Raw genomic sequence first — 26394 nt, 5'->3', positions numbered from 1 at the left:
TCAGGGCTGACCGCTGAAGTAGGCGATACCCGCGTTCAGCAGCGACGGCCCGCCCGCGACGGCCAGACCGATCAGCGCGCCGAGCACGGCGCCCGGCAGGATGCCGATGCCGAAGAAGACGATGCCGATGGCGGCGCCGATCAGACCGCCGACCAGAGCACCGAGCGAGGCGCGCTGCAGCTCGGCGAAGAACCACTCCTGTGCACCGATGAATTCGGCGGCGACCGGCGCGTTCGCGGTCGGGGCGACCTGCGGCGTCAGCGTGAGCTGCCTGCCCTCGTCGGCGACGTTCGCGGCGATCTGGACCTCTTGGCCCTTGGCCGTCGCGGTGAGCGGAATCGTGGTGACGGTCTCGCCCGCGGAATTCTTCAGGGTGACCGATTGATTGTCGGCGTCGACGCTGAACGCGCCGCCGGTCACGCTGGTGACCACCGATTTACCCGCTTCGGCCAGCTTCAGCGTGTAGCCGACGCCCTGGTCGGCGCCGGTGACCGTGGGCTCGGCGGCCGGCTGGTCTTGCACCGCGGGCGGCGTGGGTGCGGCGTAGGCGGTACCGGCGGTGACTCCGGTGGCGGCGACAGCCAACAATGCGGTAGCGGCAAATTTCTTGTATTTCATCTATCTCCCCAACAGGAACGGATTTCCGATCATGACCGGAACTCGGCCCCGACCCTACCCCGTGACCGAGAACGCGTTCACCCATCGGTGGGGAGTTCCGGCCCGATGTCGCGCATTTTCGTCACCGACCACTGTGCCACCGGGAGCTGGGGCCGCCACGCGGTGAAGGCTCCCAGCGGTTCGCCGCGGTAGATCTGGAACTTCCGCAATGCACCGCCCTGAACGGACGCCCAATTGAGCAGCAGCGATTCGGATTCAGCGGTGACCGCGTTCGCGACGAGTCTGCCGCCTTGTCGCAGCTGCGCCCAACATGACTCGAGCAGGCCATCCTGAGTCAGACCGCCGCCGACGAAAATCGCGTCGGGCGAGGCGATTTCAGTGTCCCCGGAGAGCTCGGCGCGCAGGCCGCCGCGGATCACGATGTGCGGGACCCCCAGGGCGGCGGCGTTGTCGGAGATCTGCAGCCGTCGGCGCTCGAGCCGCTCGAACGTGACGGCACGGTTCGCCGGATGCGCGCGGCACCATTCGATCGCGATGCTGCCGGACCCGCCACCGACATCCCACAGCAGTTCGCCCGGGGCGGGTGCCAGCGCCGCGAGCGTCAGCGCGCGGATCTCATGCTTGGTCAGCTGGCCGCCGCCGAACAACTCGTCCGGCAGGCCGGGCAGCCGTGTGGCCCGTGGCTGGCCGGGGTCGGCAACGCAGCTGATCGCGACGATGTTCAGCGGGTCGCCGGGTGGGCGATCCCACTGCTTCGCGACACCGATGTGCAGACGCTCGGCCGGGCCACCCAGCTGCTCGAGCACGGTCAGCTCGGAGGCGCCGAAACCGTGCCGCCCCAGCAACCGCGCAAGCACCGGCGGCGTGTGCTCATCGGCGCTGAGCACCAGCAGCCGCCTGCGGTCGGCCAGTTCGGGCAGCACCGTCACCAACGGCCGCCCCACCACGCTCACCACCGGCGTCTCCGCGAGTGACCAGCCCAGGCGGGCGCAGGCCAGCGATGCGGACGACGGCTGCGGCAAGACCCGCAGCGCCCGCGCGCCGAACAGCCTGGCCAGCGTCACGCCGATGCCGTGGAACATCGGATCGCCGCTGGCCAGGACGCACAGCCGCGCCCCGCTGTGCCGCTCGAGCAGTTCGGGTAGCGCGGGCAGCAACGGCGAAGGCCAGTTGACCCGCGTCGCCGTCACCGCCTCGGGCACGAGCGCGAGCTGTCGCGTGGAGCCGAACACGATCTCGGCGTCGCCGACGGCTTCGCGGGCGGCCCGACCGAGACCGTCCCAGCCATCGGCGCCGATCCCGACCACCGCGATCGGCGGCCCGGTCCACGCCAGGGTCGCTGCGGCTCTCACCGTGGCATCCGGCGCCAGATCGGTTGGGGCAGCAGGCGCATCGCGAAGAACACCGGCTGCAGGACCCGGGGCACCCAGACCCGGCCCGCGCCTCGGCGCAGGCCCTTGACCACGGCGTCGGCGACCTGGGCGGGGGTAATGGGGAATGGGGCCGGGGACATGCCCTCGGTCATCCGCCCGATAACGAAGCCGGGACGGACCAGCAGCAGCTGGACACCGCTGCCGTGCAACGCGTCCGCGAGGCCGCTGACGAATCCGTCGAGTCCGGCCTTGGCCGATCCATAGACAAAGTTGGCGCGCCGGACCCGGACGCCCGCCACCGAGCTGAAGACCACGAGCTGCCCTTCGCCTTGCGCGCGCAGCAGATTCGCCAGGACGGTGAGGACACTGGCCTGCGCGACGAAGTCGGTGTGCAGGATCGCCGCCGCGTGGGCGGGGTCTTTCTCGGCACGCCGCTGATCGCCGAGCACGCCGAACGCCAGCACCGCGATACCGATCCGTCCATGCTCAGCGGCGACCTTCTCCAGCAGCGCCGGATGGCTCGCGCAGTCGTCGGCGTCGAACTCGATCGTGTGCACAGCGCTCGCACCGGCAGCCTCGATCTCCGCGCACTGTTCGGCCAGCTCGTCGCTGCGCCGCGCCGCGAGAATCACCGTCCGCCCGGGTGCCAGACGCCGGGCGACCTCCAGTCCGATCTCGCTCCGACCGCCGAGCAGCAGCACGGCTCCGTCGACCAACCCACGCGTTCCCATGCGCCCCAGTCTGTCACCTGTCCGCCGCGCCGCTGAACACCCCGGTGACCCGTCGACAGCACGTGCCGACGATGTTTGTCGATAGATCCCGCGCCGGTGCGGGCGCACCCAGGGCATGTCCATCTCGTCTGCCCGGAGTCCGCGGACGGCGGACCGGGTCACGAAGGACGTCGATCCGTCCGACGAGCCGATGCATCCGGCCGAAGCGGTTGCGCAGTCGTCGGGCTGCCGGGTGGCGGGTACCCGGCAGGGGCTACCGTCGGAGGATGCCGACCACTACCGCCGAATTGTCGACCGCCGCTCTCGAGTTCGTTGCCGAGCGGCATCTCGCCACGCTGACGACGTTGCGGGCGGATGGGACGCCGCACGTGGTGGCGGTCGGGTTCACCTGGGATCAAGACGCCGGGATCGCGCGTGTGATCACCAATGACGGCTCGGTGAAGGTGCGCAACGTGCGCCGTTCGGGATACGCGGCGGTCAGCCAGGTCGACGGCGTCCGGTGGATCACGCTGGAAGGCCCGGCGACCGTGCTCGACGACCAGGACAGTGTCGCCGACGCGGTGCAGCGGTACGCGGGCCGCTACCGGGTACCCAGGGAAAACCCGACCCGGGTGGTGATCGCCATCCAGGTCCGGCGCGTCCTGTCCAGCAGCACCCTCGCCGCACCGGCTACCGACGGCAAAGCCGAAGGCAACGGCGCCACCGCCTAGCGGCACGGCGGCGACCGTGCGTCACAGCACCGTGAGGCCGTGCGGCTGGTTGTTCAGCGACTCGCCACCGTCTTCGGTGACGACGACGATGTCCTCGATGCGCGCGCCCCACTCGCCGCGGAAGTAGATGCCGGGCTCGACGCTGAAGGCCATGCCCGGCTGCAGGACTAGGTCGTTGCCCGCCACGATGTAGGGCTCCTCGTGCACCGAGAGGCCGATGCCGTGGCCGGTGCGGTGCACGAAGGCGGGACCGAAACCGGCCTCGGTCAACGGGTTTCGCGCTGCCGCGTCCACGGCGGCGGCCGTGACACCGGGCCGGACGGCCGCGACCGCCGCCGCTTGGGCGTGCTCGAGTTCGGCGTACCGGGCGGCCACCTCCGGATCGGGATCGCCCAGCACGTAGGTGCGCGTCGAGTCCGAGTAGTAGCCGGGTTCGACCGGGCCGCCGATGTCGATCACCACCACGTCCCCGGACTCGATGGGCCGCTGCGAGACCCCGTGGTGCGGGTCGGCGCCATGGGGGCCACTGCCGACGATGACGAATGCCGCCTCGGTGTGCCCCTCCGCCACGATCGCCTCCGCGATACTGCGTCCTACCTCCGCCTCGGTGCGCCCGACCTGCAAGAACTCCCCCATCCGGGCGTGCACCCGGTCGATCGCCGCGCCGGCCCGGCGCAGCGCGTCCACCTCGGCCGGGTCTTTGATCATGCGCAGTTCGCGCAGCACCGGGGTGGCGGAGACCGGGAGGCCGGTGCAGGATTCGGCCAGTGGCAGCAGGTGCAGCGCGGGCATGGCATCGGCGACGGCCACCCGGGAACCCACGTGTAGCGCGGACTTCACCAGGGCATAGGGGTCGCTACCGTCGACCCAGTCCAGCACCTGCAAATCCAATTCGCCTGCCGCCGAGGCGTCCAGCGAAGCCAGCTCCAGTTTCGGGATCACCACCGACGGGGTCGCCCCGTCCGCGGGGATCACCAGGCAGGTCAGCCGCTCGAACGACTCGGCCGCCGACCCGATGAGGTAGCGCAGGTCCGGCCCGGGAGTGATCAGCAGGGCATCCAGATGGGCGGCCCGGATCAGTTCCACCGCCCGCTCCAGCCGAGCACCGTAGACGTCCGCCGCGAACCTGGAATCCGTATGCGAGCTCATTCGTCCGACGTTACCCGCCACACCTGCCGGAGGAACGCCGAACTTCGCCGGGTGGTGTCGGTGCGGGCGAGTAGCCTCAGCGCGTGACCTCTGCTCCCGCTGGGCCCCTGTTGCTGTTGGACGGTGCCAGTCTCTGGTTCCGCGCCTTTCACGCGATCCCGGAGAAGATCACCGCGCCCGATGGCCGGTCGGTGAACGCGCTGCGCGGTTTCACCGACATGGTGGCCTCGCTGATCACCAAGTACGCGCCGGTCAGGCTGGTGGTGTGCCTCGATCTGGACTGGCGGCCCGCGTACCGGGTGGAGCTGGTGCCGTCGTACAAGGCGCACCGGCTGGACACGTCCCCGGAGGCCGCACCAGGGGCGGAAACGGTGCCCGACACCCTGACACCGCAGGTCGAGATGATCCTCGAGGTGCTCGACGCGGCCGGCATCGCGACCGGCGGGGCGGAAGGCCTCGAGGCCGACGATGTCCTCGGCACCCTGGCCACCCGGGAGCGTACCGACGCGGTGATCGTGGTCAGCGGCGACCGCGATCTGCTGCAGCTCGTGCGGGACGAGCCCACGCCCCCGGTGCGGGTGCTCTACGCCGGACGCGGGCTGGCCAAGGCGGAACTGTTCGGCCCGGCCGAAGTCGCGGCGAAATACGGTGTGCCGGTGCGGAATGCGGGCCCGGCCTACGCCGACCTGGCCACGCTGCGCGGTGACGCCTCCGATGGCCTACCCGGGGTGGCCGGCATCGGCGAGAAGTCCGCGGCCACGCTGATCTCCCGTTTCGGCTCGCTCGAGGCGCTGCGTGCGGCCGTCGAGGATCCCGGCGCCGAGCTGGCCAACGGCACACGCGCCCGGCTCCGGGCCGCCGAGGACTACCTGAAGGCCGCCGCGCCGGTGGTCCGCGTGGTCTGCGACGCCGACGTCGCGCTCTCCCGCTCCGACGTCCTCCCGGCCGAGCCCGCCGACCCGGACCGGCTGCGGGCCCTTGCCACCGCCTACAACGCCGAAAGCCCCGTGACTCGGTTGATCACCGCGCTCGGGGCACGCACCGCCTGAGCCCGATACGAAGAAGCCCACTGCGCACCATGCGATGGGCCGCGAACATGCCGGAATGAAGGCGCCGCAAGACAAACCGAGTCCGCGTCCGAGCGACCGACAGGTCCGCGACGAAGTTGCCAGCCGCACTCGCCCACCAGCATCACGGTGCGCACCCAGGTCGTGCTGCTACCACCCCACGCAACCACACCGCCCCGACTCCCGCTTTCGAGCGCAGCGAGACCGAGCATTGCCCGTTCGCGGCCCGGCTCGCGCCCGAGTGGCCGACACGTCCGCGACGAAGTCGCCAGCGGCGGTCGCTCGAATGCGAGCCACAGATGGGCCGCGAACACGCCGCGACGAAGTCGCGGCCGAACCAGCACAGTCGCGAACACGCAGCGCCGCGGCGCTGCCGATCGAAAGCAGTTAGCTCGGGCGACCGACCTCGTAGGTGCCGTCGTCCTTGGTGATCTTGATGGTGACCTTCTTGGCCTCACCACTGACCTTCACGTCGCACGAGAAGGTGGCGTCGACCTTGACCTCCTGGCCGGACGGGCAGGCGACGTCGCTGACGTCCTGAATGCCGTAGGAGTCCGACAGCACCTTCTTCACGCCGTCCTGCACCGCGGCCTGGTCGAGTTGATCCTTGGCGGTCAGCAGGAGCACGAGCGCGACGATCGCACCGACAACGACGACGCCGAGCAGGGACAGGCCGATGACCAAGCCCTTGCCTTTACCGCCCTGCTGCGGCGGCGGCTGCTGCGGGGGGGCACCCCACTGCTGCTGCGGCTGCCCCCACTGCTGCTGCCCCTGCTGACCCCAGTCCTGCTGCTGCGGCTGACCCCATTGCGGCTGCCCCTGGGCGGGCTGCTGACCCCATTGCGGCTGCTGGGGTTGCTGCGGCTGCTGCCCCCACTGCTGCTGCGGCTGACCCCACTGCTGCTGCGGCTGCTGCTCACCCCAGTGCTGGGTCGGCTGGGCCGAGGCCGGGGTCTGCGGCTGACCGGCCCACTGCTGCGTGGGACCCGCCCCGCCGGGTGCCTGCTGTCCACCCCACTGCTGGGTGGGATCGTTGCGTCCCTCCCCGGGTTCGTTCGGTCCGTAAGGGCCGCTCATCTGCTTGCCTCCACTCGCATCGTTGTACACACGGTAGCCCCCCGCGTGGGCCTCGTCGCATGACACGACTCCTCCGCCACGGTCGGTACGCGAAAGAAATCAAATCACAATCGAATCCGCCGTGTTGACATTGGCGGCGTTCGCGGTGTCCGCCACGCGCGCCACCGAACACCACTCAGGCGGCGTCGACCGCAACGACACCGCGCCGGATCGCCCGCACCGCCTTCGCCGCCGTGGCGGCGACCTCGAGATCGTCCGCGGTGCTATGGATCTGATCGAGCAGATCGATCACCTGCCTGCACCAGCGCACGAAGTCGCCCGCCGCCAGCGGTGCGCCCTGATCGCCACTGGCGAGCAGCGACTCGGCCAGCCCGTCGCCGCGCGCCCACTTGTAGACACCGGTGACGAAACCCAGATCCGGTTCCCTGGTCGGCGGCAGCTTGTGCCGCGCCTCATCGGTCCGCAGCTGCGACCACACGCCGATGGTCGCGCCGACGGCTCGCCGGATCGGCGCCGTCGGTCCGCTCGCGCCGAGATATCCGCCTTCCTGGCGGGATTCGTACACCAGGATCGACACGACGCCGGCCAGCTCGGCCGGACCGAGGCCGCGCCACAGCCCCTCCCGGAGGCATTCGGCGACCAGCAGGTCGCTTTCTGTGTAGATGCGGGCCAGCCTGCGCCCGTCGGCGGTCACCTCGCTGTCGTGCACGAATCCGCGTTCCTCCAGCAGACCGAGGATCCGATCGAAGGTGCGCGCCAACGAATTCGTGGTCGCGGCGACCTTCTGGCGCATGGACTCGGTTTCGCGCAGCAACCGGTTGTAGCGCTCACCGATCCGGGCCAGCTGCTCGCGGTCGGGCCGGGTGTGCGCCGGATGCGCGCGCAGGCTGCGCCGCAGCGTGGCCAGTTCCCGGTCGTCGGCTGCGGCGGACCGGTTGCTGCGTCGCGGCCTGCCCGGCACCGAGATTCCGGTGCTGCGCAACGCCGAGGCCAGGTCGCGGCGGGTGCGCGCGGTGCGGTGGTCCACCCGGCGTGGCAGCCGCATGTGTCCGAGCGCCTCGGCGGGCACCGGGAAGTCGGCCACCGACACCCGGCCCGCCCACTTGTCCTCGGTGAGCACCAGCGGACGCGGATCCCCAGGCGTCGTGTCCGGCTCCAGGATCACCGCCAGCCCGGCGCGGCGCCCGGAGGGAATCGCCACCACGTCGCCGCGGCGCAGGGCGCCGAGCGCGTCCACCGCCGCGCCTCGCCGGTCGGCGCGGTTCTGCTGGGTCAGCTGCCGTTCCCGCTGCTTGATCCGCTCGCGCAGGGCCAGATAGTCCAGGAACCCGCCTTCGGCGCCGCCGAGCTGATCGCGCACCTTGCGCAGCGTGGCCTCGTTGCGCTCGATGCCGCGCACCAGCCCGACCACCGAGCGGTCCGCCTGGAACTGTGCGAACGACCGCTCCAGCAGCGCACGCGACTCGTCGGCGCCCATCCGGTCGATGAGGTTGATCGACATGTTGTAGCCCGGCCGGAACGAGCTGCGCAGCGGATAGGTGCGAGTCGAGGCCAGGCCCGCGACCGCGCTGGTATCCACCTCGGGCTGCCACAACACCACCGCGTGGCCCTCCACGTCGATGCCGCGCCGGCCCGCGCGCCCGGTCAGCTGGGTGTACTCCCCCGGCGTGAGTTCCGCGTGCGACTCGCCGTTGAACTTGACCAGCCGCTCCAGTACCACCGTGCGCGCGGGCATGTTGATGCCGAGAGCCAGCGTCTCGGTGGCGAAGACGGCGCGAACGAGCCCGTTGACGAACAGTTCCTCGACGGTGTGCCGGAACGCGGGCAGCATCCCGGCGTGGTGCGCGGCCAGGCCCCGATGCAGCGCTTCGCGCCACTCCCAGTAGCCGAGGATCTCGAGATCGCTCTTGGGCAGGTCACCGGTGTGCTTCTCGATGATCGCGTCGATCTGTTCGGTCTCGTCCGGGCGGCCCAGGTCCAGGCGCGACCGCAGGCATTGCGCGAGCGCACCGTCGCATCCCGCACGGCTGAAGATGAACGTGATGGCGGGCAGCAGGCCCTCCTCGTCCAGCTTGGCCAGCACCTCGTGCCGCGGCAGCGGACGGAAATCACGTCGTGGACCACCGCGGCCGTTGCGCGGGACATTCCAGCCGTTCATCCGGTCGGCGGCTTCGCGATGACGGATGAACCGCACCAAATCCTCGTCCACGAGCACTTTCTGCTCGGTCGACTTGGTGTCGAACAGGTCGAACATCCGCCGCCCCACCATGACGTGCTGCCACAGCGGCACCGGCCTCGTCTCGTCGACCACGACAGCGGTGTCGCCGCGCACGGTCTCCATCCAGGCGCCGAACTCCTCGGCGTTGCTGACCGTGGCCGAGAGGCTGACCAACCGGACGTCCGGCGGCAGATGCAGGATGACCTCCTCCCACACCGCGCCGCGGAACCGGTCGGCCAGGTAGTGCACTTCGTCCATCACCACATACGACAAACCGCGCAGCGCGTCCGAGGAGGCGTACAGCATGTTGCGCAGCACTTCGGTGGTCATCACGACCACCGGCGCGTCCGGGTTGATCGACTGGTCGCCGGTGAGCAGTCCGACGTTGTCGCGGCCGTGGCGCTCGGTGAGGTCGGCGAACTTCTGGTTCGACAGCGCTTTGATCGGCGTGGTGTAGAAACACTTGCCGCCCGCGACCAGCGCGAGATGCACCGCGAATTCGCCGACGACGGTCTTGCCCGCGCCGGTCGGCGCGCAGACCAGAACGCTGTGGCCCTCTTCGAGCGCCACACACGCGTCGCGCTGAAACGGATCCAGCCGGAACTTCAGCTCGGCGGAGAATACGGCCAATTCGCCCGTCTGCGACCGGTGATCTGTCACTCGTCAGAGCGTATCGGAGTAGTCCGACACGGGTCGTGTGGATTTTTTCTGCGGAGTCTTGATCGACTCCGCGGGGTCGATCGGATCGGGCACGCCCAGCTCGGAGGCTTCCTCGTCGGAGAGCGCGCCCCAGCCTTCGCGCTCCTTGCGGGCCCGGCGCAGGTCGTTGATCCGGGAGAACTGGATGGCGACCTCGAACAGGACGGTCAGCGCCAGGGCCAGCGCCAGCATGGAGAACGGGTCCTGCGGGGTCACGATGGCGGCGAAGACGAACAGCCCGAACGTGATTCCGCGCCGCCAGGCCTTGAGCTTCTGATAGGTCAGCACCCCGACCAGGTTCAGACCGATGATCAGCAGCGGGGTCTCGAAGCTGACCCCGAAGATGATCAGCAACTGGATGATGAAGCTGAAGTACTGCGAGCCGCTCAGTGCGGTGATCTGCACGTTGTCGCCGATGGTGAGCAGGAAGCTCAACGCGTGCGCGATGATGACGTAGGCCAGCACCGCACCAGCGGTGAACAGCACGGTGCCCGAGGACACGAACCCGATCGCGTATTTGCGTTCCTTGGCGTACAGGCCAGGGGTGATGAACGCCCACAGCTGATACAGCCAGATCGGCGCCGCGAGCACGATACCGGCGGTCATGCCGACCTTCAGGCGCAAGGTGAACTGTTCGAACGGCGCGGTGGCCAGCAGGCGGCATTCACCGTCCGGGCTCAGCGCCGCGCGCGCCGAGGGAGGCAGCGAACAGTACGGTCCGCGCAGGATCTCACCCAGGCTTTCGATGCCGAGGAACGAATGCCCATACCAGAGGAAACCGAGCACGGTGGTGGCGATCACCGCGGCGATCGAGACCAGCAGGCGGTAGCGCAACTCCTGTAGATGCTCGACCAACGACATGGTGCCGTCGGGATTGGTCCTGCGCTTGCTGCGCCGCGGATCGAACGGGATTCGCATGGTTGGTGATCGCCCCTGGGTTGGTGTGCCTCGCTCGGCAACAGCACTACGACCGGAGTGAGTTCTTCCTCACTCCGGCACGAGCGGACCCGCTCAGACCGACTTCTGCTCGGTGCGGGGCTCGGTCGCCGACGGCGTCGCCTGCTGCCCGGCGGGCAGCTGCGGTGCAGGCTCCTGAGCGGCCGCGCCGGTGTTCGGCGCGTTGCTCTCGTTATGCATCTGGCTGACCTCGCTCTTGAAGATGCGCAGCGAGCGGCCCAGGCTGCGGGCCGCGTCGGGCATCCGCTTCGCGCCGAAGAACATCACGAAAACGACCGCAATGATCAGCCAGTGCCAGATGCTCAGACTGCCCATGATCTACCTCCCAAGACTGTGATGTCTCGATGCTACCGGACCGTGACGTGCGCGAACGCCGCCGTCACCGCTCGTTCGCCCGGTGTTCGGCCGACCCGCCCGCCGCGGCGTCCCGCAGCTGGCCGAGCAGTTCCGGACCGGTCCATGCGCGCTGGTCGCCCTGTTCGGCGGCGACCACCAGTTCGATCAGCCGCTGATTCACCGGTGTCGGCATCCCCACCATCGCGCCGAGCCCGACGATTTCGCCACACAGCCAGGAGATTTCGGTCTTGCGGCCCGCTGCCAGATCGTCTGCCATGGACGAGCGTGCCACCGGATCGATCGCGAGGACCTGCCCGGCCACCCGCTGGAACAGGGCGTCGGGGACGGTCAGCAGCGCAGCCATCACCCGGGGCGGCAGCGGGGTCAACCGCGCCGGGCGAATGCGCGCCCGGTTCATCACCGCGAGCGCTTCGCGCTGGGTCAGCGCGAGACAGCGGCGATAGTCGCGGTCGGCGAGTTCCTCGCGCAGCGGACGCCCGGACAGCGCGTTGATCGGGTTGTTCAGGTTGAGCAGCAGCTTCGCCCACTGCACCGGGCGCAGATCCGGATACCGGCGCAACCCGAGTCCGGCGCGCTCGAACCCGTCGAGGAACGGCGCCAGGGCCGGGTCGTCCTGCACCGCGAGGCCGCCTTCGGTACCGCGGTGGAAGTGCCCGCCGGGATGATGCACGACGTTGAACATCACCATGCCCGCCAGCACCACGCATTGGGGCAGGATCTCCCGGATCACCGAGTCGTTGCCGATGCCGTTCTGCAGGCTGAGCACCACGGTGCCCGGCTGGATCTTCCCGCTCAGTTCGCGCACCGCTTCGGCCGTTGCCGCCGATTTCACGGTGACGAGCACCAGATCGGCCGCCCCGGCGTCATCCGGCTCGGTGGCGACGCGGAACCGGTCCGCCGCGAGCGCGTCGTCGGCGCCGTCGAGGTCGGTGAGCCGCAGCCCGGACGCGGTGATCTCGTCGAGTATCCTCCTGCGGCCGACCAGGGTGACGTCCGCACCGGCCACGCCCAGCTTGCCGCCGACGAAATTGCCGATGCTGCCCGCTCCGATCACCAGCACGCGACTGATCACGCCGTTCCCGCCTCTCGTGCCCGGCGGAAGACCGGCACTCGAGCACTGCGTAAAGCCCCGGGCGAACTACCGCACATCGAGCCTCCGGGGCGCCGCCGTTCGGCGGCGCGCTGTTCGGTTGTCCCTCATCGGGCCTCCAGGTATCCGGCTTCCTCGTAGGCGGCCAAGGCTGCGTTCGACCGCTCGCGCACGGCGGCGACCAGTTCCGGCGGGCCGAGAACGGTGACGCCGGCACCGAAACCCAGCAGCAGCCGCGCCATCCAGTCCAGCGTGGCGAACCGCATGGTCGCCTCCAGACTGCCGTCCGGGTGCACCGCGAGCCGGTGCATCGGGTATTGATCGAGTACCCAAGCGTAGTCGGCGTGGATACGCAACCGTGCCAGCGGAACCGCCGGATCGTCCTGGAACAGGTCGAGGCCCGCTGTCGCGTCGGTGGCGTGTTTCGGCGGCCGGGCGGGCTCGTCCAGTTCGGTCGCGGCCTCGATCCGGTCGAAGCGGAACAGCCGCACCCCTTCGGCCTGCCTGCACCAGGCCTGCAGATAGCTGTAGTCGTCCACGAGGACGATGCGGATCGGGTCGACGATCCGTTCGGAGACCACATCGCGGCTGGCGGAGTAATACACCAAGCGCGCCGCGCGTCCAACCGCCAGCGCCGACCGCACAGCGGCGACCGCGGGCGCTTCCCGCGGCGGCATGCGTGATGGCTCGTCCTCGGCGGGCGCCGACCCGCCCGCGATGGCGGATTCGATCTTGGCGATGGCCGCGTGCGCCGCGGTGGGGTCGACCATGCCCGGCATGTCGACGATCGAGCGCAGCGCGACGAGCAGTGCGGTCGCTTCGGTGGAGGTCAGTCGCAACGGCCTATCGATGCCTGCGGAGAAGGTGACCTCGATGCTCTCCTCGGAGAAGGACAGGTCGATCAGGTCGCCGGGGCCGTACCCGGGCAGTCCGCACATCCACAGCTGGTTGAGGTCGCTCATCAACTGTTTGGTGGTCACACCCAGGTCCGCGGCGGCCTCGGCGGCGCTGATGCCGGGATGGGCGATGAAGTACGGGATCATGTTGAGCAGCCGCGACAGCCGGACCGAGAGCCGGGAACTCATGCCCGCACCTCCGTGTGGTCGAACACCGAGCGCAGCCGGGCGATGACAGCGGTCCTGAGGTCCTCAGGGGCGAGCACGACCGCGTCCGGTCCCAGACCCGTGATCAGCCGCGCCAGCCAGTCCCGGGAACGCACCGGCAGCTGCACCACGGAGCCCGGGCGGCCGCCGATGGTGCGCTCGCCGGTCACCTCGCCGAGCCTGCGGATCTCGCGTCCGCGCCCCTCGGCGACCCAGACCGTGGCCGTGCCGCTGACCGGCGCCGTGCTGGTGACCTGATCGACGATCGCGCGCAGGTCGACGCCTTCGGGTTTGCGGACCGCGTTGCGCGGACCGTACGGGGTCACCTCGTCGCCGATCCGGGACAACCGGAAGCTGCGCACCGCGTTGCGTGCCCGGTCGTGCCCTACCAGGTACCACCGGCCGTGATGGGTGACCACACCCCACGGCTCGACGTCGCGCATCAGATACGGGGCGTTGATCGCACCACGGTGCTCGAACCGCACCGCCTGCCCCGCGTCGATCGCGGCCAGCAGCTTGCCCAGCACCGGTTCCGACCCGCGGGTGCGGGCCGGTACGGCGGGCACCGACGCCACGGCCGCATCGGTCTCCACATGGATGCCGGCCGCGCGCAGTTTGAGCAACGCGCCCTCCGCCGCCGCGGCGAGCTCGGGCGACTCCCACATCTGCACGGCCACCGCGACAGCGGCGGCCTCCTCGTCGGTCAGGTCGATATCGGGCAGTTCGTAGGCGTCCCGGTTGATCCGGTACCCCTCGATGGTCGAGTACCGGCTGACCGGTCCGACTTCCAGTGGAATGCCCAGATCGCGCAGCTCGTTCTTGTCCCGCTCGAACATCCGGCTGAACGCCTCGTCGCTGGCGGAGTCCTCGTATCCGGCGACACTGTCCCGGATCCGCTCCGCGGTCAGGAACTGCCGGGTCGACAGCAGCGCGATAACCAGATTCATCAGCCGCTCGACCTTGGATATCGCCACGCGAGACAGAGTAATCGGACCGTGGCACGACATGCGCCCCGGAGCACGATTCCACTCGGAGTGTTGTCAGGCTATGAGCTCGACACGGCACGACAGAGCCGCCTTGGTCCGCGACCGGGCCAAACTGACCATCGCGCTACCTACATGGACGCAATGAGGCGATCCACGCGTTCGTCGACCGACCGGAACGGGTCCTTGCACAGCACGGTGCGCTGCGCTTGGTCGTTCAACTTCAGGTGCACCCAGTCGACGGTGAAGTCGCGTCCTGCCTCCTGGGCGGCGGTGATGAAATCGCCACGCAGCTTGGCCCTGGTGGTCTGCGGCGGGGTGTCGACCGCGGCGTCCACCGCCTCGTCCTCGGTGACGCGCTTGGCCAGGCCCTTACGCTGCAGCAGGTCGAAGACGCCGCGTCCGCGCTTGATGTCGTGGTAGGCCAGATCCAGCTGGGCGATCTTCGGATCGGACAGTTCCATGCCGTACCGGTCCTGATAGCGCTGGAACAGTTTGCGCTTGATCACCCAGTCGATCTCGGTGTCGACCTTGGCGAAATCCTGCGCCTCGACCGCGTCCAGGGTCCGTCCCCACAGGTCGACGACCTGGTCGATCTGAGGATCACGGTCCCGGTTGCGCAAATGCTCCACCGCGCGGGCGTAGTACTCCCGCTGGATGTCCAGCGCGCTGGCCTGCCTGCCGCCCGCCAAACGCACCGGTCGGCGGCCGGTCAGGTCGTGGCTGACCTCGCGGATCGCGCGGATCGGGTTGTCCAGGGCGAAGTCGCGGAACGACACGCCTGCCTCGATCATCTCCAGCACCAGGGCGGCGGTGCCGACCTTGAGCATGGTGGTGGTCTCGGACATGTTGGAGTCACCGACGATCACATGCAGACGGCGGTACTTCTCCGCGTCGGCGTGCGGCTCGTCGCGGGTATTGATGATCGGCCGCGAACGGGTGGTCGCCGAGGAGACACCCTCCCAGATGTGCTCGGCGCGCTGCGACAGGCAGAAGGTGGCGGCCTTCGGCGTCTGCAGCACCTTCCCCGCGCCGCAGATCAGCTGGCGGGTCACCAGGAACGGCAGCAGCACATCCGAGATCCGGGAGAACTCGCCCGCGCGGACCACCAGGAAGTTCTCATGGCAGCCGTAGGAGTTGCCCGCGGAGTCGGTGTTGTTCTTGAACAGATAGATGTCGCCGCCGATGCCTTCTTCAGCGAGACGCTGCTCGGCGTCGATCAGCAACTCTTCCAGGACCCGCTCGCCCGCACGGTCGTGGGTCACCAGTTGCGCCAGGTTGTCGCACTCCGCGGTCGCGTACTCCGGGTGCGACCCGACATCGAGGTAGAGCCGGGCACCGTTGCGGAGGAACACGTTCGAGCTACGGCCCCAGGACACCACCCGGCGGAACAGATACCGGGCCACCTCGTCGGGGGACAGTCGACGGTGACCGTGGAAGGTGCATGTCACACCGAACTCGGTCTCGATCCCCATAATTCGTCGCTGCACACTATCGACATTACAGCCATGTCAGGCGCTTGCGTGGGGCACCGAACAACCCGTATGCATACGTCTTCACAACGATTTGGCCCGCTTTGTCGGAATTTGCGCGGGCGAAACGGCGGTTGCACCGGAAGGATGCGCACCTCGGGCCGTACCCGGACATGACGGCACGGCCCGCGAACGAGTCCTCGTTCGCGGGCCGTCGCGCCTCCTCGGCCGGGTGGGGGTCACTCCGCGGAGGGAGTGTCCTCGCCCGGCGTTTCCTCGTCCTTCGACTCGGGCTTGCCGTTCTTGGAGGCGGATTTGCCTGCCTGCGCCGGGCTCAGCAAGCGCTCCAGCGTGGCGTTGGTGACCCGGCGGAACGCCCGGCGTGGACGCGCCTGCTCCAAGGTGGCGACCTCGAGCGAGCTCACGCCGAGCACACGCTTCTCCTTCTCCGCGCCCTCCGGCACGCCCGCCTGCAGCGCGCGCACCGCGACGCCGACCGCCGAGGCCAGGTCGAGACCGGGCTGGTAGGACGCCTTCAGCGCGGTGACGATCGGCTCGGTCGTGCCGCCCATCACCACGAACTCCCGCTCGTCCACAATCGACCCGTCGAAGGTGATCCGGTACAGCACCGACTGCGCGGCCTGTTCCGGATAGCCCACCTCGGCCACGCAGATCTCCACCTCGTACGGCTTGAGCTGGTCGGTGAAGATCGTGCCGAGGGTCTGCGCGTAGGCGTTGGCCAGCGCGCGGCCGGTGACATCACGGCGGTCGTACTGATAGCCGCGGATATCGGCCTGCAGGATACCGCCCCTGCGCAGGTTCTCGAACTCGTTGTACTTGCCGACCGCGGCGAACCCGACCCGGTCGTAGAGCTCACTCACCTTGTGCAGCGTCGCGGACGGGTTCTCCGCGACGAACAGCACACCCTTGTCATAGGTCAGCACCACGACGCTGCGCCCCCGAGCGATGCCTTTGCGCGCCAGCTCGGTCTTGTCGCGCATGATCTGCTCGGCCGACGCGTAGTACGGCAACGTCATGATCAGGCGCTCCCTTCTTCGGCGGCCTCGCGGGCAGCGACGATCCCGCGAGCGATCTCAGCGAGCCGCGACTCGGTCACCTCTACCGCACCCTCCTCATCGATCATGATCGCCGTCGGGAAGATGCCGCGCACCAGATCCGGGCCACCCGTCGCGGTGTCGTCGTCGGCCGCGTCGTAGAGCGACTCGACGGCGATGCGCAGCGCGCGGTCCTGATCGATTCCCTTGGCGTACAACTTCTTCAGCGCGGACTTCGCGAACACCGAGCCGGAACCGACCGCGGCGTACCCGAAACGTTCCTCGCTGCGTCCACCCACCACATCGAACGACACGATGCGGCCCGCTTTGTCCGGATCGGTGGCGTCCAGGTCGTAGCCGACCAGCATCGGCACCACCGCCAGACCCTGCAGGGCCGCCGGCAAATTCTCCCGCACCATCTTCGACAGCTTGTTCGCCTTGCCGTCGAAGGTCAGCGGCACGCCCTCGAGCTTCTCGTAGTGCTCCAGCTCCACCGCGAAGATCCGCACCATCTCCACCGCCATGCCCGCGGTGCCCGCGATGCCCGCCGCGGAATAGCTGTCGGTGATGTAGACCTTCTCGATGTCCCGGCTGGCCAGCAGGTTTCCCTGGGTGGCGCGCCGGTCACCGGCGATCAGCACACCGCCGCGGTAGCTGACCGCGACGATGGTGGTGCCGTGTGGAGCGATGTCCTTCGCGGAAGTGCCGCCGGAGATTCCGGCGGCACCTTGTCCGAACCTCATGGCGGGCAAGAGGTCCGGAGCATGCATGCGCAGGTGGTCGGAGAAGGAGGAGAGGGCGTACCCCAAGTGGAGACGCGAGGGGTCACCGACTGTCACTGGCCACCTTTCTGCACGTACGCGCGGACGAAGTCCTCGGCGTTCTCCTCGAGCACGTCATCGATCTCGTCGAGCAGGTCGTCGGTTTCCTCCGCCAGCTTCTCGCGGCGCTCCTGACCGGCGGCGTCTACGCCGTCCGGGCCCTCGTCCTCGTCGCCGCCCCCGGCGCGCTTGGTCTGCTCTTGTGCCATGGCAGCCGACCTCCTCTGTCCTCATCATGATCGGGACCCATTGTGAGCACGGTCCCGATCATGAGCATTGTCCGTGCTCGTCCCTCAACACTACCTACCAGCGCCGACAGTGTGCCGATTTTGTCGCCGTGCTGTGTCAGGTGGTCAGTTGCTCGACGAGGTCGGCAGCGGTGTCCACACCGTCGAGCAGCTTGCCGACATGCGCCTTCGTGCCGCGGCGCGGTTCCAGGGTGGGGATGCGCACCAGGGAATCGCCGCCCAGGTCGAAGATCACCGAGTCCCAGCTCGCCGCCGCGATGTCTGCGCCGAAGCGGCGCAGGCATTCGCCGCGGAAGTAGGCGCGGGTGTCGGTGGGCGGGTTGGTCATGGCGTCCAGCACCTGCTGTTCGCTGACCAGCCGCTTCATCGAGCCGCGGGCGACCAGGCGGTTGTAGAGACCCTTGTCCAGCCGCACGTCGGAGTACTGCAGGTCCATCAGATGCAGCTTGGGGGCCGCCCAGCCGAGGCCCTCCCGGTTGCGCATGCCCTCGAGCAGGCGCAGCTTGGCAGGCCAGTCGAGCAGGGTCGCGCACTCCATCGGGTCGCGTTCGAGCAGGTCCAGCACCATGGCCCAGTTCTCGATGATGTCCACGACGCGCTTGTCGTCGTTGCCGGTGCGGTCGACGAACTTGATCACCCGGTCCAGGTAGACGCGCTGCAGTGCGAGACCGGTGAGCTCGCGCCCGTCGGCGAGCGCGACGGTCGCGCGCAGCGTCGGGTCGTGGCTGATCGTGTGCACCGCGGTGACCGGGCGGGCCAGCTGCAGATCCGACAGGTCCTCGCCGGCCTCGATCAGGTCGAGCACCAGGGCGGTGGTGCCGACCTTCAGGTAGGTCGACATCTCGGCCAGGTTCGCGTCGCCGATGATGACATGCAGCCTGCGGTACTTGTCGGCATCGGCGTGCGGTTCGTCGCGGGTGTTGATGATCCCGCGTTTGAGCGTGGTCTCGAGGCCGACCTCGACCTCGATGTAGTCCGAGCGCTGGGACAGCTGGAACCCCGCCTGATCGCCGGACTGGCCGATGCCGACCCGGCCGGACCCGCAGATCACCTGGCGGGACACGAAGAACGGCGTGAGCCCGACGATGATCTGGTTGAACGGCGTCTCCCGGCTCATGAGGTAGTTCTCGTGGGTGCCGTAGGAGGCGCCCTTGCCGTCGACATTGTTCTTGTACAGCTGCAGCCGCGGCGCCCCCGGAACGCTCGAGGCGTGCCGTGCCGCGGCCTCCATCACCCGCTCGCCTGCCTTGTCCCAGATCACCGCGTCCAGCGGGTCGGTGACCTCCGGCGCGGAGTATTCCGGGTGGGCGTGGTCCACATAGAGCCGCGCGCCGTTGGTGAGGATCATGTTGGCCGCACCGACCTCGTCGGCGTCGATCACCGGTGCCGGTCCGTTCATCCGGCTCAGGTCGAATCCCCGCGCGTCGCGCAGCGGCGACTCCACCTCGTAGTCCCAGCGGGTGCGCTTCGCGCGCGGTACGCCCTCGGCCGCGGCGTAGGCCAGAACCGCCTGCGTGGAGGTGAGGATCGGGTTGGCCGACGGCTCGGTTGGGGTCGAGATGCCGTATTCGACCTCGATTCCGATGATGCGCTGCATGCTGTCGAGCCTAGGCGACGCGGCCCGCCGCACCTGTCGCGACCGGCGGAGTTGAATGTCATACCGCAGGTAGTACTTCCGGAGGACCCGCTATGGCGCAGGTCGGCGCGATAGTCTGGGCATGACCGAATCCATCGCCGATCCGCGCGGCGACACGCCGGGCCACTCCGGCACGACGGTTCCGCGGAACTCACTCCCGCCCGCCCGACTCGTCGCCTTGGACGTGCTACGGGGCATCGCCATTCTCGGCACGCTGGGCACCAATATCTGGATCCTGACCCACCCGCGGGGGCTGATCGGCTACCTCCAAGAGCTCGGCGCATCGTCCGGCGAATGGATCTGGACCGAACGGGTGCTCCAGCAACTGGCGCAGGGCAAGTTCCTCGGGCTGCTCACCATCATGTTCGGCATCGGCCTCGCCATCCAGCAGCGCTCGGCGACCAAAGCGGGGCGGCGCTGGCCGGGGAAGTACCCCTGGCGCGCGGGACTGCTGTTCCTGGACGGCCTGCTGAATTTCGTGTTCGTCGCCGAGTTCGACGTGCTGATGGGCTACGCGGTGACCGGCCTGGCCGTCGCGTTCGTGCTGGCCACCGGAGAGCGCGCGCAGCGACGCTGGCTGGTCGCAGCGGCCGGCGTGCACGTCGCCCTGCTGACCTGGATCGCCACTGCCATGGCCTTTGTACCGCAAGAGGATTCGGCGGCAGACCGGCCGCTGGACCCGAATCCCTACGCCGACGGATCGTTCTGGGATCTCGCGATGTTCCGGCTGGAGAATGCGGGCCTGTTCCGGATCGAGGCGGTCTTCGTGTTCGCGATGTCGGTCGCGCTGTTCCTGGTCGGCGCCCGGCTGTTCCGCGCGGGGGTGTTCCGCCCGGATGGCGCGCGGATCCGCAAGCGGCTCATGATCATCGGCTTCGGCGTCGCCGCGCCGATCGACCTGATCGCCGGTATCGCGGGTGGCGGCGATCTCATCCTGTTCACCCGCTACGGCAGCGCTCCGTTCGTCTCCCTCGGCATTCTCGCGGCGGCAGCCGAGTGGTACGTGCGGCGGCCGCGGGCCGGATTCGCCGGGCGCCGCCTCACCGAGATCGGCCGCACCGCGCTCAGCTGCTACATCCTGCAGAACCTGGTGGCGTCGATCCTCTGCTACGGCTGGGGTTTCGGGCTCGCCGCCCGGATCTCGCCCGGCGACCGGGTTCCGTTCACCGTCGGGGTCTATCTGCTGGTGGCGCTGATCATCGCCGCCTGCGCACACCTGTGGCTGCGCCGCTTCGAGCGGGGACCGGTGGAGTGGCTGTGGCACGTCAGCTACCGGGCACTGGCCCGCGAACGATGACGTCCAGCGGCACGGCGATTGCCGCCGGCGCAGTGCCCGCACCGCCGAATCCGGCTGCGTCACTTCCCGTCTCACGGTAGAGCTCGCAATCCCGGGCCGGAAATCAGCGGACATCGCGGTCGGCGACCGCTACCGTCGGACTGTGACGCTCGCCGACCGCTACCCCTTGCTGCACACGCCGACGCACTGGGCCTGGGGTGATCTGGACGTGCGTTTCTCCACCACGCTTCCACCCGACGACCTGGTCACCAATATCCACGTCGTCTGCTTCGTCGGCGAGCAGATCGTGCTCTGCCGCGACGATCGCGACGTCTGGCTGATTCCCGGCGGCACCAGGGAGCGCGGCGAGTCCGTCGACGCGTGTGTTCGCCGGGAGTTACGCGAGGAGGCGGGAGCGCGCCCGGTCGGCCCGATCCGATGGTTCGGCGCCCATCACGCGACGAGCAACCAACCCGCGCCGTTCCGCGAGTGGCAGCCGCATCCGCACAAGGCGTGGCTGTGGTGCACGGCGGACGTGCTACTGGACTCGGTACCGACCAACCCGGCAGATGCCGAACAGATCCTCGAGGTCCGCACCTTTCCCGTCGACGAGGCCATGCGGCAAGCCCGGACCGACGGCGACCACATGAGCGAACTCATCGCATTGGCCGTCGAGCTCCACCGCTGCGAAACCGGGCCGACTTCGCCCTCTCCCGACCTGTCCGCCTGAGCACGGACGGACCGACCGCGGGGCCACGCACCGTCCGTGGAACTGGGGCAGAATCGAGGTATGGCAACGGCAACCTGGCACGGCCGCGTCCTCGCGACCAGCGACGACACCATCATTGTCGAGGGCAACCACTACTTCCCGCCGGATTCGGTGCGCTCGGAGTTCTTCCAGCCCTCCGACACCAACACGATCTGCCCGTGGAAGGGCACCGCCAGCTACTACACCGTGGTGGTCGACGGCGAGACCAACCCCGACGCCGCGTGGTACTACCCCGACCCCAAGCCCAAAGCCGCGCAGATCAAGGATTACGTCGCCTTCTGGCGCGGCGTGGACGTGACCGACAACTGACCCCGTGCGGCGGCCGACCGTAGGCCCCATCTCAACGACTGGGCCGACAGCTCGGACACGCTCGGGCGCGCCACCGTCGACGGTGACCTGGCCACCCAGGTCGGCGCCGTCGTCGGCGATCTGCTGGCATCGCGACCCGCGCCGGCGAGGCAGCGACGGACGGATAGCCCGAGCGAAAATGGCTCGCGTTCGGCATACCTGGTTCTCTATCGTCGATCTCGGTTGCGTAAGGGGCGCACCGGATTCTCCGGATCGCGTTCTCCGTGTCGGCGCAGCCACGTCCTTCAGGTGGGGCGCAGACTCGAAGTCTGTTGGGGTTCGATTCCTCTCCCGATGTCCTCCGCCATGGCCACATGCGCCGGACGCGGCCTTGCGGGCCGACCGGATCCGTCCGGCAACGCCCCCGCCGCGTCGCCGCGGCCGTGGCGGAGGACATCCGAAGGACAACGCGGACAACGACTTACGTCGGGGAAGGGAGTGAGACCATGTACACCACGGTGATGGAGTGGCAGCGCACGCTGCTGTACCGGGACGGCACGCTGGAGCGGATCCTGGAGCCCGGACGGCACCGGTACGACGCGAAGCGCTGCACGCTGATCGAGGTCGACATGCGTCCCCGGCTGCTGTATGTCACCGGGCAGGAGTTGCTCACCCGCGACGGGCTCGCGCTGCGCGCCAGCTACACCGCGCAGTGGCAGGTCACCGATCCGGCCGCGTTCACAATGGGCGCGCAGAACGCGGAGACGGTGCTCTACGCCGCGGTCCAGGACGCTGCCCGCGGCGCGGTCGCCGCGCACACGCTCGACGAGCTCATCGCCGATCGCGGCTTGCTCACCGGTGATCCCGGCGAGATCGGCGCGGCCGTAGCGAGCCTGGGTATCCAGGTCATCGGGGTCCGCGCTCGCGATCTGATGCTGCCCGGCGAACTGCGCAAGGCGGCGCTGGAGACGGTGCTGGCCAAGGAACGCGGCCGCGCCGAGCTGGAAAAGGCGCGTGCAGAGGCGGCGGCGTTGCGCTCGCTGGCCAATACCGCACGGCTGCTCGAGCAGCACCCGGCCCTGCTGCGCCTGCGGACGCTCCAGGTCGCGACCGTGCCCGGCGCCCAAGTGGTGCTCGACCCGCGCGACAACGCCTGACCCGCGACGCGACAGCGTGGCGCACCCGGACGCCGAGCCGCTGGACGAGTCCCCGGCTCGGCGTTCACGTGGGGCTCAGCTCGGTCGATTCGCGCCAACCGCGGACAGTGACACTGTGCGTCCGGATCGTCCCACCACGCCGCTACGCACGTCGGTCAGCGACGGCAGGCCGATCGGCCGCCCGGCGGGGGACATCTGATCGAAAGCGCTGACGCAGCGAACCTGTCCCCAGGTGCGTCGTCAAAGCCATATCAGCAGGTCGTCAGGCCCGTTTCGCGCTGCGGCGCGATATCACTGCGGCGACGGCGCCGCCCACTACGCGACGAGGCGGTCGGCCGAGAAGGTCGACCCCGTGGCTCTCGGGGTGGAGTCCGAACTAGCCGGCCAGCTCCTACCAGAGGTATTCGCTTCTCTGCGTTGCAGACGCGCCCTCTGCAGCGGCCATATCTGCGTCCTTGCCTGGTCGGCGACCGCCGATTTGCTCGGACGCAGGACCACCGCCTCAGAGTCGGTTCGCCGCGCGGGCCTCGACATAGTATTCGGCCGAGATCGTCTTCAGGACCTGCCGGACACCCAACGGCGCCCAGCTCGCGGACCGGTCATGCTCGACCACCGGATCGGTCAGATCCACGACGCGCCCACGGGTCTCCAGCGCGAATCCGCCCGCGGCGCGAATGTTCTTGACCCAGTCGACGTTTTGCCCGTACGTCAGCGCGATGCGGAAGGCGCCGTCCTGTTCGAAGACCATCACCGGCGTCCGGTAGGACCGCCCGGACTTCCGGCCTTTGTGTAGCACGATGCCGAAACCGGGCGCCCGGCCCGCGACCAGGCCCGTGGTGGGATTGGTGACATGCCGGTTGAAATTCGCCAGTGCGTGCGGAAGCACCATGGGCGGCGATCCTCTCTCAGGAGTGGCGTGCGGGGTTCACGTTACTCTCGATCAATGGCCGCTCCGCCGCATCGTGACTCGCCGTACACCGGGGACCCGCGCACCGAATCGATCGCGGTCTACGACCCTGCGGGCAACCCGATCGGCGCCGCCGAGCGCGCCACCGTCTACCGCGACGGATTGTGGCACGCCAGTGCCGGTGTGCTGCTGCGCTCGCGCGACGGCACGCGGATCTACGTGCACCGCCGCACCGACACCAAACTGGTGTTCGCGGGTATGCACGACTGTCTGGCGGGCGGGGTGGTCGCGCCGGGCGAAGCACCGCACGATACCGCCCGGCGCGAACTGGCCGAGGAATTGGGCGTCACGCCCGATCTCCAAGAGTTCACCCCCGTGGCAACCGCCACGTGGGACGGCGAATGGGACGACCGGCCGATGCGCTGCCATCTGTTCGCGTACGAACTGCGCTACGACGGACCTGTCCGGCACCAACCCGACGAGATCGCCGACGGATGGTGGTGGACCGACGCCGAGCTGCGCGCGCATCTGGCCGACCCGGATTGGCCGTTCGTCCCCGACACCCGCCTCTTGATCCCCGGCTTGCTCGCCGCCCGCCGGCCAGAGGACGCGGCGGAGCCCACAACGTGATCAGCCGCTCGTGGCGACCGAACCCGCCCAAGCGGCGAGCGCGCCGGGGTTGCGGGTCTGCAGCAGTACCCGGCCGGGACCGGTGAAGTCGAACACGAATCCCTCGCCGGACTTCAGCGACTGGATCGAACGACCCGAAACCGCCCGCCGGATGGTGAAGTTCATCGCCAAGTCGTAGGCGACCACATGGCCGGTGTCGATCGTGATCGGCTCACCCGGCTGCAGATCGATGACATCGATCGCACCGAACACGCCGACGACCACCTCTCCCTCACCGTGCACGCGCACACCGAAACCGCCCTCGCCGCCGAAGAGGTTCGCGAAACCACCCCACTTGCCCTCCAGCTGCACGCCGGAGGAATTGGCGATCCAGCCGCCACGACTGATGAAGAACGGCCGGTCCTGGGTGATCTGCAAGTTCAGCATGTCGCCGGGTAGCGCTGGTGCCACGTCCACCCAGCCGCCCTGCGGCGGCGCGGTGAACGTCGAGACGAAGAACGATTCGCCAGCCAGCCACGACCGCTTCAACCCGCCCAGGATGCCGCCTTCGGCCTTGGCCCGCAACGTGACTCCCGCCGAATGGGCGACCATGGCGCCGCTCTCGACGCGCATCGGTTCGCCCCCGGCGAGAAAGCACCGCGCGACGGTCGAGGCGGGGCTGTGGCGCAGTTGTACCTTCATGCCCGCCGACCCTACCCGCAGAGTCCGACCTGTAATGGGCGTCCGGATCCGCGACGCCATCCCGGCTGGATCGGCTCGTGAATACCGACGCGGAGCCGATGATCGTCAGAGCAGATCGCGCAGCGCTGCCTCGTCGCGCGCGACCATCGCCGCGCCGTCGGCGGTGAACACGATCGGGCGCTGGATCAGGATCGGATGTTCGACGAGCGCCGTGATCCACCGGTCCCGGTCGGCGGCGGTGCGCTCCCAACTCGCCATGCCCAGATCCTTGGCGATCTGTTCGCCGGTGCGGGTGATGTCCCATGGTTCGGCGCCCAACCGCCGCAACACGTCGCGGAGTTCGTCGGCGGTGGGCGGCTGGTCCAGGTACTTCCGCACGGTGTAGTCGACACCGGCGTCGTCCAGGAACGCCGTGGCGTTGCGGCTCTTGCTGCACCGCGGGTTGTGCCAGATCTCGGTCTGTCCGGAAGTCATACGAGCAGGGTACCGAGGGGCCCCGGCCGCACATAGAGCACTCCGCGGTCGAGAAGCCCCTTGTTGGGACCGTCCCCGCGGGTACGAGGCCGATGAGCAACACCGCGGCTGTGCTGGCGGTACCGGTCGTCGGGCTGCACATCGCGCTGGGCTACTCGATACTGGGGGCCATGAGCGAGGCATCTGTTCCCGATTCGTCTTCGTCCGAAAACCCTTACGGCACACCGACTACGTCGGGTCCCGAACCCATCCGGTCGTACCAGAACGTGGTCAACCGGATCGTGCGGACGCTGCTGGGCGTGCCGGGCATCTCCGGGGTCGTCGGCAAGCGGCTGATGATCCTGCACGTCGTGGGGCGTAAGTCGGGCGCGGTCTACGACGTGCCCGTGGCCTATACCAAGCACAGCGACACCCTGTTGATCGGAACCGCCCTGCGGCCTTGGGTCAAGAATCTGCGCGCGGGTGACCCCGTCCGGGCGTCGTTCGGCGGCAAGCCGCGCACGTTCGATCCGGTGGTCCACACCAGCGAGGCCGACGTGCTGCGGCTCTACGACATCATCGCGCGGGACAACCCGCAGAACGCGAAGTTCAACGGGATCGGCTTCACCGCCGACGGTGCACCGTCGAAGGCCGACATCTATCAGACCTGGCAGCAGGGCGCGGTCGTGGTCGAGCTGACGCCGCACTGAGTCCCGTGGATCAGCTCATCTGGACGTAGCCGTCGGCGACGTCGAGCACGTCGTCGATGATCGCCAAGCCGTCCCGCAGCTCGTCCGCCGTCGTGGTCAGTGGTGGTGCGATCTGGAAACGATTGCCCACGTTGAACGGCCACAGCCCGCGTGCCTTCG

27 protein-coding genes are annotated in these 26394 nt (G+C 68.9%); 8 read left to right on the top strand and 19 right to left on the bottom strand.

Going from position 1 to position 26394, the window contains the following annotated elements:
* From NA4_RS17240 to dprE2, 3 genes are all read right to left on the bottom strand, one after another.
* Complete coding sequence (locus NA4_RS17240) at positions 1 to 618, bottom strand: DUF8020 domain-containing protein (RefSeq protein ID WP_067470658.1); 618 nt, start codon at positions 616 to 618, stop codon at positions 1 to 3.
* Between the two features lie 77 nt (positions 619 to 695).
* The gene (cbiE, locus tag NA4_RS17235) at positions 696 to 1988 is read right to left on the bottom strand and encodes a precorrin-6y C5,15-methyltransferase (decarboxylating) subunit CbiE (RefSeq protein WP_084497178.1); all 1293 of its coding nucleotides are present in this window, start codon (positions 1986 to 1988) and stop codon (positions 696 to 698) included.
* Positions 1967 to 2722, bottom strand: a complete 756-nt coding sequence (gene dprE2, locus NA4_RS17230) for a decaprenylphospho-beta-D-erythro-pentofuranosid-2-ulose 2-reductase (protein ID WP_067470656.1) — start codon at positions 2720 to 2722, stop codon at positions 1967 to 1969. The genes cbiE and dprE2 overlap by 22 nt, the downstream gene beginning before the upstream one ends.
* 266 nt (positions 2723 to 2988) lie before the next feature.
* Here dprE2 and NA4_RS17225 point away from each other — a divergent pair, with 266 nt between their 5' ends.
* On the top strand, positions 2989 to 3432 hold the full coding sequence (locus NA4_RS17225) for a PPOX class F420-dependent oxidoreductase (protein ID WP_067470655.1): 444 nt from the start codon (positions 2989 to 2991) through the stop codon (positions 3430 to 3432).
* Between the two features lie 21 nt (positions 3433 to 3453).
* Here NA4_RS17225 and NA4_RS17220 read toward each other — a convergent pair whose 3' ends face one another.
* Positions 3454 to 4581: a M24 family metallopeptidase gene (locus tag NA4_RS17220; RefSeq protein ID WP_067470654.1), complete on the bottom strand. Its 1128-nt coding sequence runs from the start codon at positions 4579 to 4581 to the stop codon at positions 3454 to 3456.
* Between the two features lie 83 nt (positions 4582 to 4664).
* Here NA4_RS17220 and NA4_RS17215 point away from each other — a divergent pair, with 83 nt between their 5' ends.
* Positions 4665 to 5630 carry a 5'-3' exonuclease gene (locus NA4_RS17215; RefSeq protein WP_067470652.1) on the top strand — a complete coding sequence of 322 codons (966 nt, stop codon included), beginning with the start codon at positions 4665 to 4667 and terminating at the stop codon, positions 5628 to 5630.
* A gap of 405 nt (positions 5631 to 6035) precedes the next feature.
* Here NA4_RS17215 and NA4_RS17210 read toward each other — a convergent pair whose 3' ends face one another.
* The 12 genes from NA4_RS17210 to dop form a co-directional block, all read right to left on the bottom strand.
* Entirely contained in the window at positions 6036 to 6725 is a 690-nt protein-coding gene (locus NA4_RS17210; protein WP_067470721.1) for a DUF4333 domain-containing protein, read from the bottom strand.
* 175 nt (positions 6726 to 6900) lie between these two features.
* Positions 6901 to 9603: a DEAD/DEAH box helicase gene (locus NA4_RS17205; RefSeq protein WP_067470651.1), complete on the bottom strand. Its 2703-nt coding sequence runs from the start codon at positions 9601 to 9603 to the stop codon at positions 6901 to 6903.
* A 3-nt stretch (positions 9604 to 9606) separates the two neighbouring features.
* Positions 9607 to 10560: a twin-arginine translocase subunit TatC gene (tatC, locus tag NA4_RS17200; RefSeq protein ID WP_067470650.1), complete on the bottom strand. Its 954-nt coding sequence runs from the start codon at positions 10558 to 10560 to the stop codon at positions 9607 to 9609.
* Between the two features lie 93 nt (positions 10561 to 10653).
* Positions 10654 to 10914: a Sec-independent protein translocase subunit TatA gene (tatA, locus tag NA4_RS17195; RefSeq protein ID WP_067470649.1), complete on the bottom strand. Its 261-nt coding sequence runs from the start codon at positions 10912 to 10914 to the stop codon at positions 10654 to 10656.
* A 64-nt stretch (positions 10915 to 10978) separates the two neighbouring features.
* A complete protein-coding gene (locus NA4_RS17190; protein ID WP_084497177.1) occupies positions 10979 to 12028 on the bottom strand; it encodes a 2-dehydropantoate 2-reductase in 1050 nt (349 codons plus the stop codon).
* A gap of 125 nt (positions 12029 to 12153) precedes the next feature.
* A complete protein-coding gene (locus tag NA4_RS17185; protein WP_067470648.1) occupies positions 12154 to 13131 on the bottom strand; it encodes a helix-turn-helix transcriptional regulator in 978 nt (325 codons plus the stop codon).
* Positions 13128 to 14123, bottom strand: a complete 996-nt coding sequence (locus NA4_RS17180) for a helix-turn-helix transcriptional regulator (RefSeq protein ID WP_157129087.1) — start codon at positions 14121 to 14123, stop codon at positions 13128 to 13130. The genes NA4_RS17185 and NA4_RS17180 overlap by 4 nt, the downstream gene beginning before the upstream one ends.
* A 140-nt stretch (positions 14124 to 14263) precedes the next feature.
* Entirely contained in the window at positions 14264 to 15622 is a 1359-nt protein-coding gene (gene pafA, locus NA4_RS17175; RefSeq protein WP_174186519.1) for a Pup--protein ligase, read from the bottom strand.
* Between the two features lie 221 nt (positions 15623 to 15843).
* Positions 15844 to 16641, bottom strand: a complete 798-nt coding sequence (prcA, locus tag NA4_RS17170) for a proteasome subunit alpha (RefSeq protein WP_067470647.1) — start codon at positions 16639 to 16641, stop codon at positions 15844 to 15846.
* A 2-nt stretch (positions 16642 to 16643) separates the two neighbouring features.
* Entirely contained in the window at positions 16644 to 17498 is an 855-nt protein-coding gene (prcB, locus tag NA4_RS17165; RefSeq protein WP_067470646.1) for a proteasome subunit beta, read from the bottom strand.
* The gene (locus NA4_RS17160) at positions 17495 to 17689 is read right to left on the bottom strand and encodes a ubiquitin-like protein Pup (protein ID WP_014986166.1); all 195 of its coding nucleotides are present in this window, start codon (positions 17687 to 17689) and stop codon (positions 17495 to 17497) included. The genes prcB and NA4_RS17160 overlap by 4 nt, the downstream gene beginning before the upstream one ends.
* Positions 17690 to 17825: 136 nt before the next feature.
* Entirely contained in the window at positions 17826 to 19325 is a 1500-nt protein-coding gene (dop, locus tag NA4_RS17155) for a depupylase/deamidase Dop (RefSeq protein WP_067470645.1), read from the bottom strand.
* Positions 19326 to 19446: 121 nt separating this feature from the next.
* Between dop and NA4_RS17150 the strand changes: the two genes are divergently transcribed.
* The 4 genes from NA4_RS17150 (at position 19447) to NA4_RS17135 (ending at position 22854) form a co-directional block, all read left to right on the top strand.
* A complete protein-coding gene (locus NA4_RS17150) occupies positions 19447 to 20661 on the top strand; it encodes a DUF418 domain-containing protein (protein WP_157129086.1) in 1215 nt (404 codons plus the stop codon).
* Between the two features lie 142 nt (positions 20662 to 20803).
* Positions 20804 to 21370, top strand: a complete 567-nt coding sequence (locus NA4_RS17145) for an NUDIX hydrolase (protein WP_067470644.1) — start codon at positions 20804 to 20806, stop codon at positions 21368 to 21370.
* 60 nt (positions 21371 to 21430) lie between these two features.
* Positions 21431 to 21718, top strand: coding sequence for a DUF427 domain-containing protein (locus tag NA4_RS17140; RefSeq protein WP_067470643.1), 288 nt, complete (start codon positions 21431 to 21433; stop codon positions 21716 to 21718).
* A gap of 485 nt (positions 21719 to 22203) precedes the next feature.
* A complete protein-coding gene (locus NA4_RS17135) occupies positions 22204 to 22854 on the top strand; it encodes a slipin family protein (protein WP_067470642.1) in 651 nt (216 codons plus the stop codon).
* Positions 22855 to 23356: 502 nt separating this feature from the next.
* On the opposite strand, the gene NA4_RS17130 is transcribed toward NA4_RS17135, so the two are convergent.
* Complete coding sequence (locus NA4_RS17130; RefSeq protein WP_067470641.1) at positions 23357 to 23743, bottom strand: nitroreductase family deazaflavin-dependent oxidoreductase; 387 nt, start codon at positions 23741 to 23743, stop codon at positions 23357 to 23359.
* Between the two features lie 54 nt (positions 23744 to 23797).
* Between NA4_RS17130 and NA4_RS17125 the strand changes: the two genes are divergently transcribed.
* Positions 23798 to 24391 (top strand): NUDIX hydrolase, encoded by a 594-nt coding sequence (locus tag NA4_RS17125; RefSeq protein ID WP_067470640.1) that lies wholly within the window; start codon positions 23798 to 23800, stop codon positions 24389 to 24391.
* Here NA4_RS17125 and NA4_RS17120 read toward each other — a convergent pair whose 3' ends face one another.
* Both NA4_RS17120 and NA4_RS17115 read right to left on the bottom strand, forming a co-directional pair.
* Positions 24392 to 25072: a TIGR00266 family protein gene (locus tag NA4_RS17120; protein ID WP_067470639.1), complete on the bottom strand. Its 681-nt coding sequence runs from the start codon at positions 25070 to 25072 to the stop codon at positions 24392 to 24394.
* Positions 25073 to 25177: 105 nt separating this feature from the next.
* The gene (locus NA4_RS17115; RefSeq protein ID WP_067470638.1) at positions 25178 to 25546 is read right to left on the bottom strand and encodes an arsenate reductase family protein; all 369 of its coding nucleotides are present in this window, start codon (positions 25544 to 25546) and stop codon (positions 25178 to 25180) included.
* A gap of 92 nt (positions 25547 to 25638) precedes the next feature.
* On the opposite strand from NA4_RS17115, the gene NA4_RS17110 reads away from it, so the two are divergent.
* Positions 25639 to 26235, top strand: coding sequence for a PNPOx family protein (locus tag NA4_RS17110; protein WP_084497174.1), 597 nt, complete (start codon positions 25639 to 25641; stop codon positions 26233 to 26235).
* The last annotated feature ends 159 nt before the right edge of the window (positions 26236 to 26394 follow it).

Source organism: Nocardia amamiensis NBRC 102102 (assembly GCF_001612745.1).
Taxonomy (GTDB): Bacteria; Actinomycetota; Actinomycetes; order Mycobacteriales; family Mycobacteriaceae; genus Nocardia; species Nocardia amamiensis.
The sequence above is the reverse complement of the archived record's forward strand: the minus strand, read 5'-3'. Positions and strand labels throughout refer to the sequence as shown.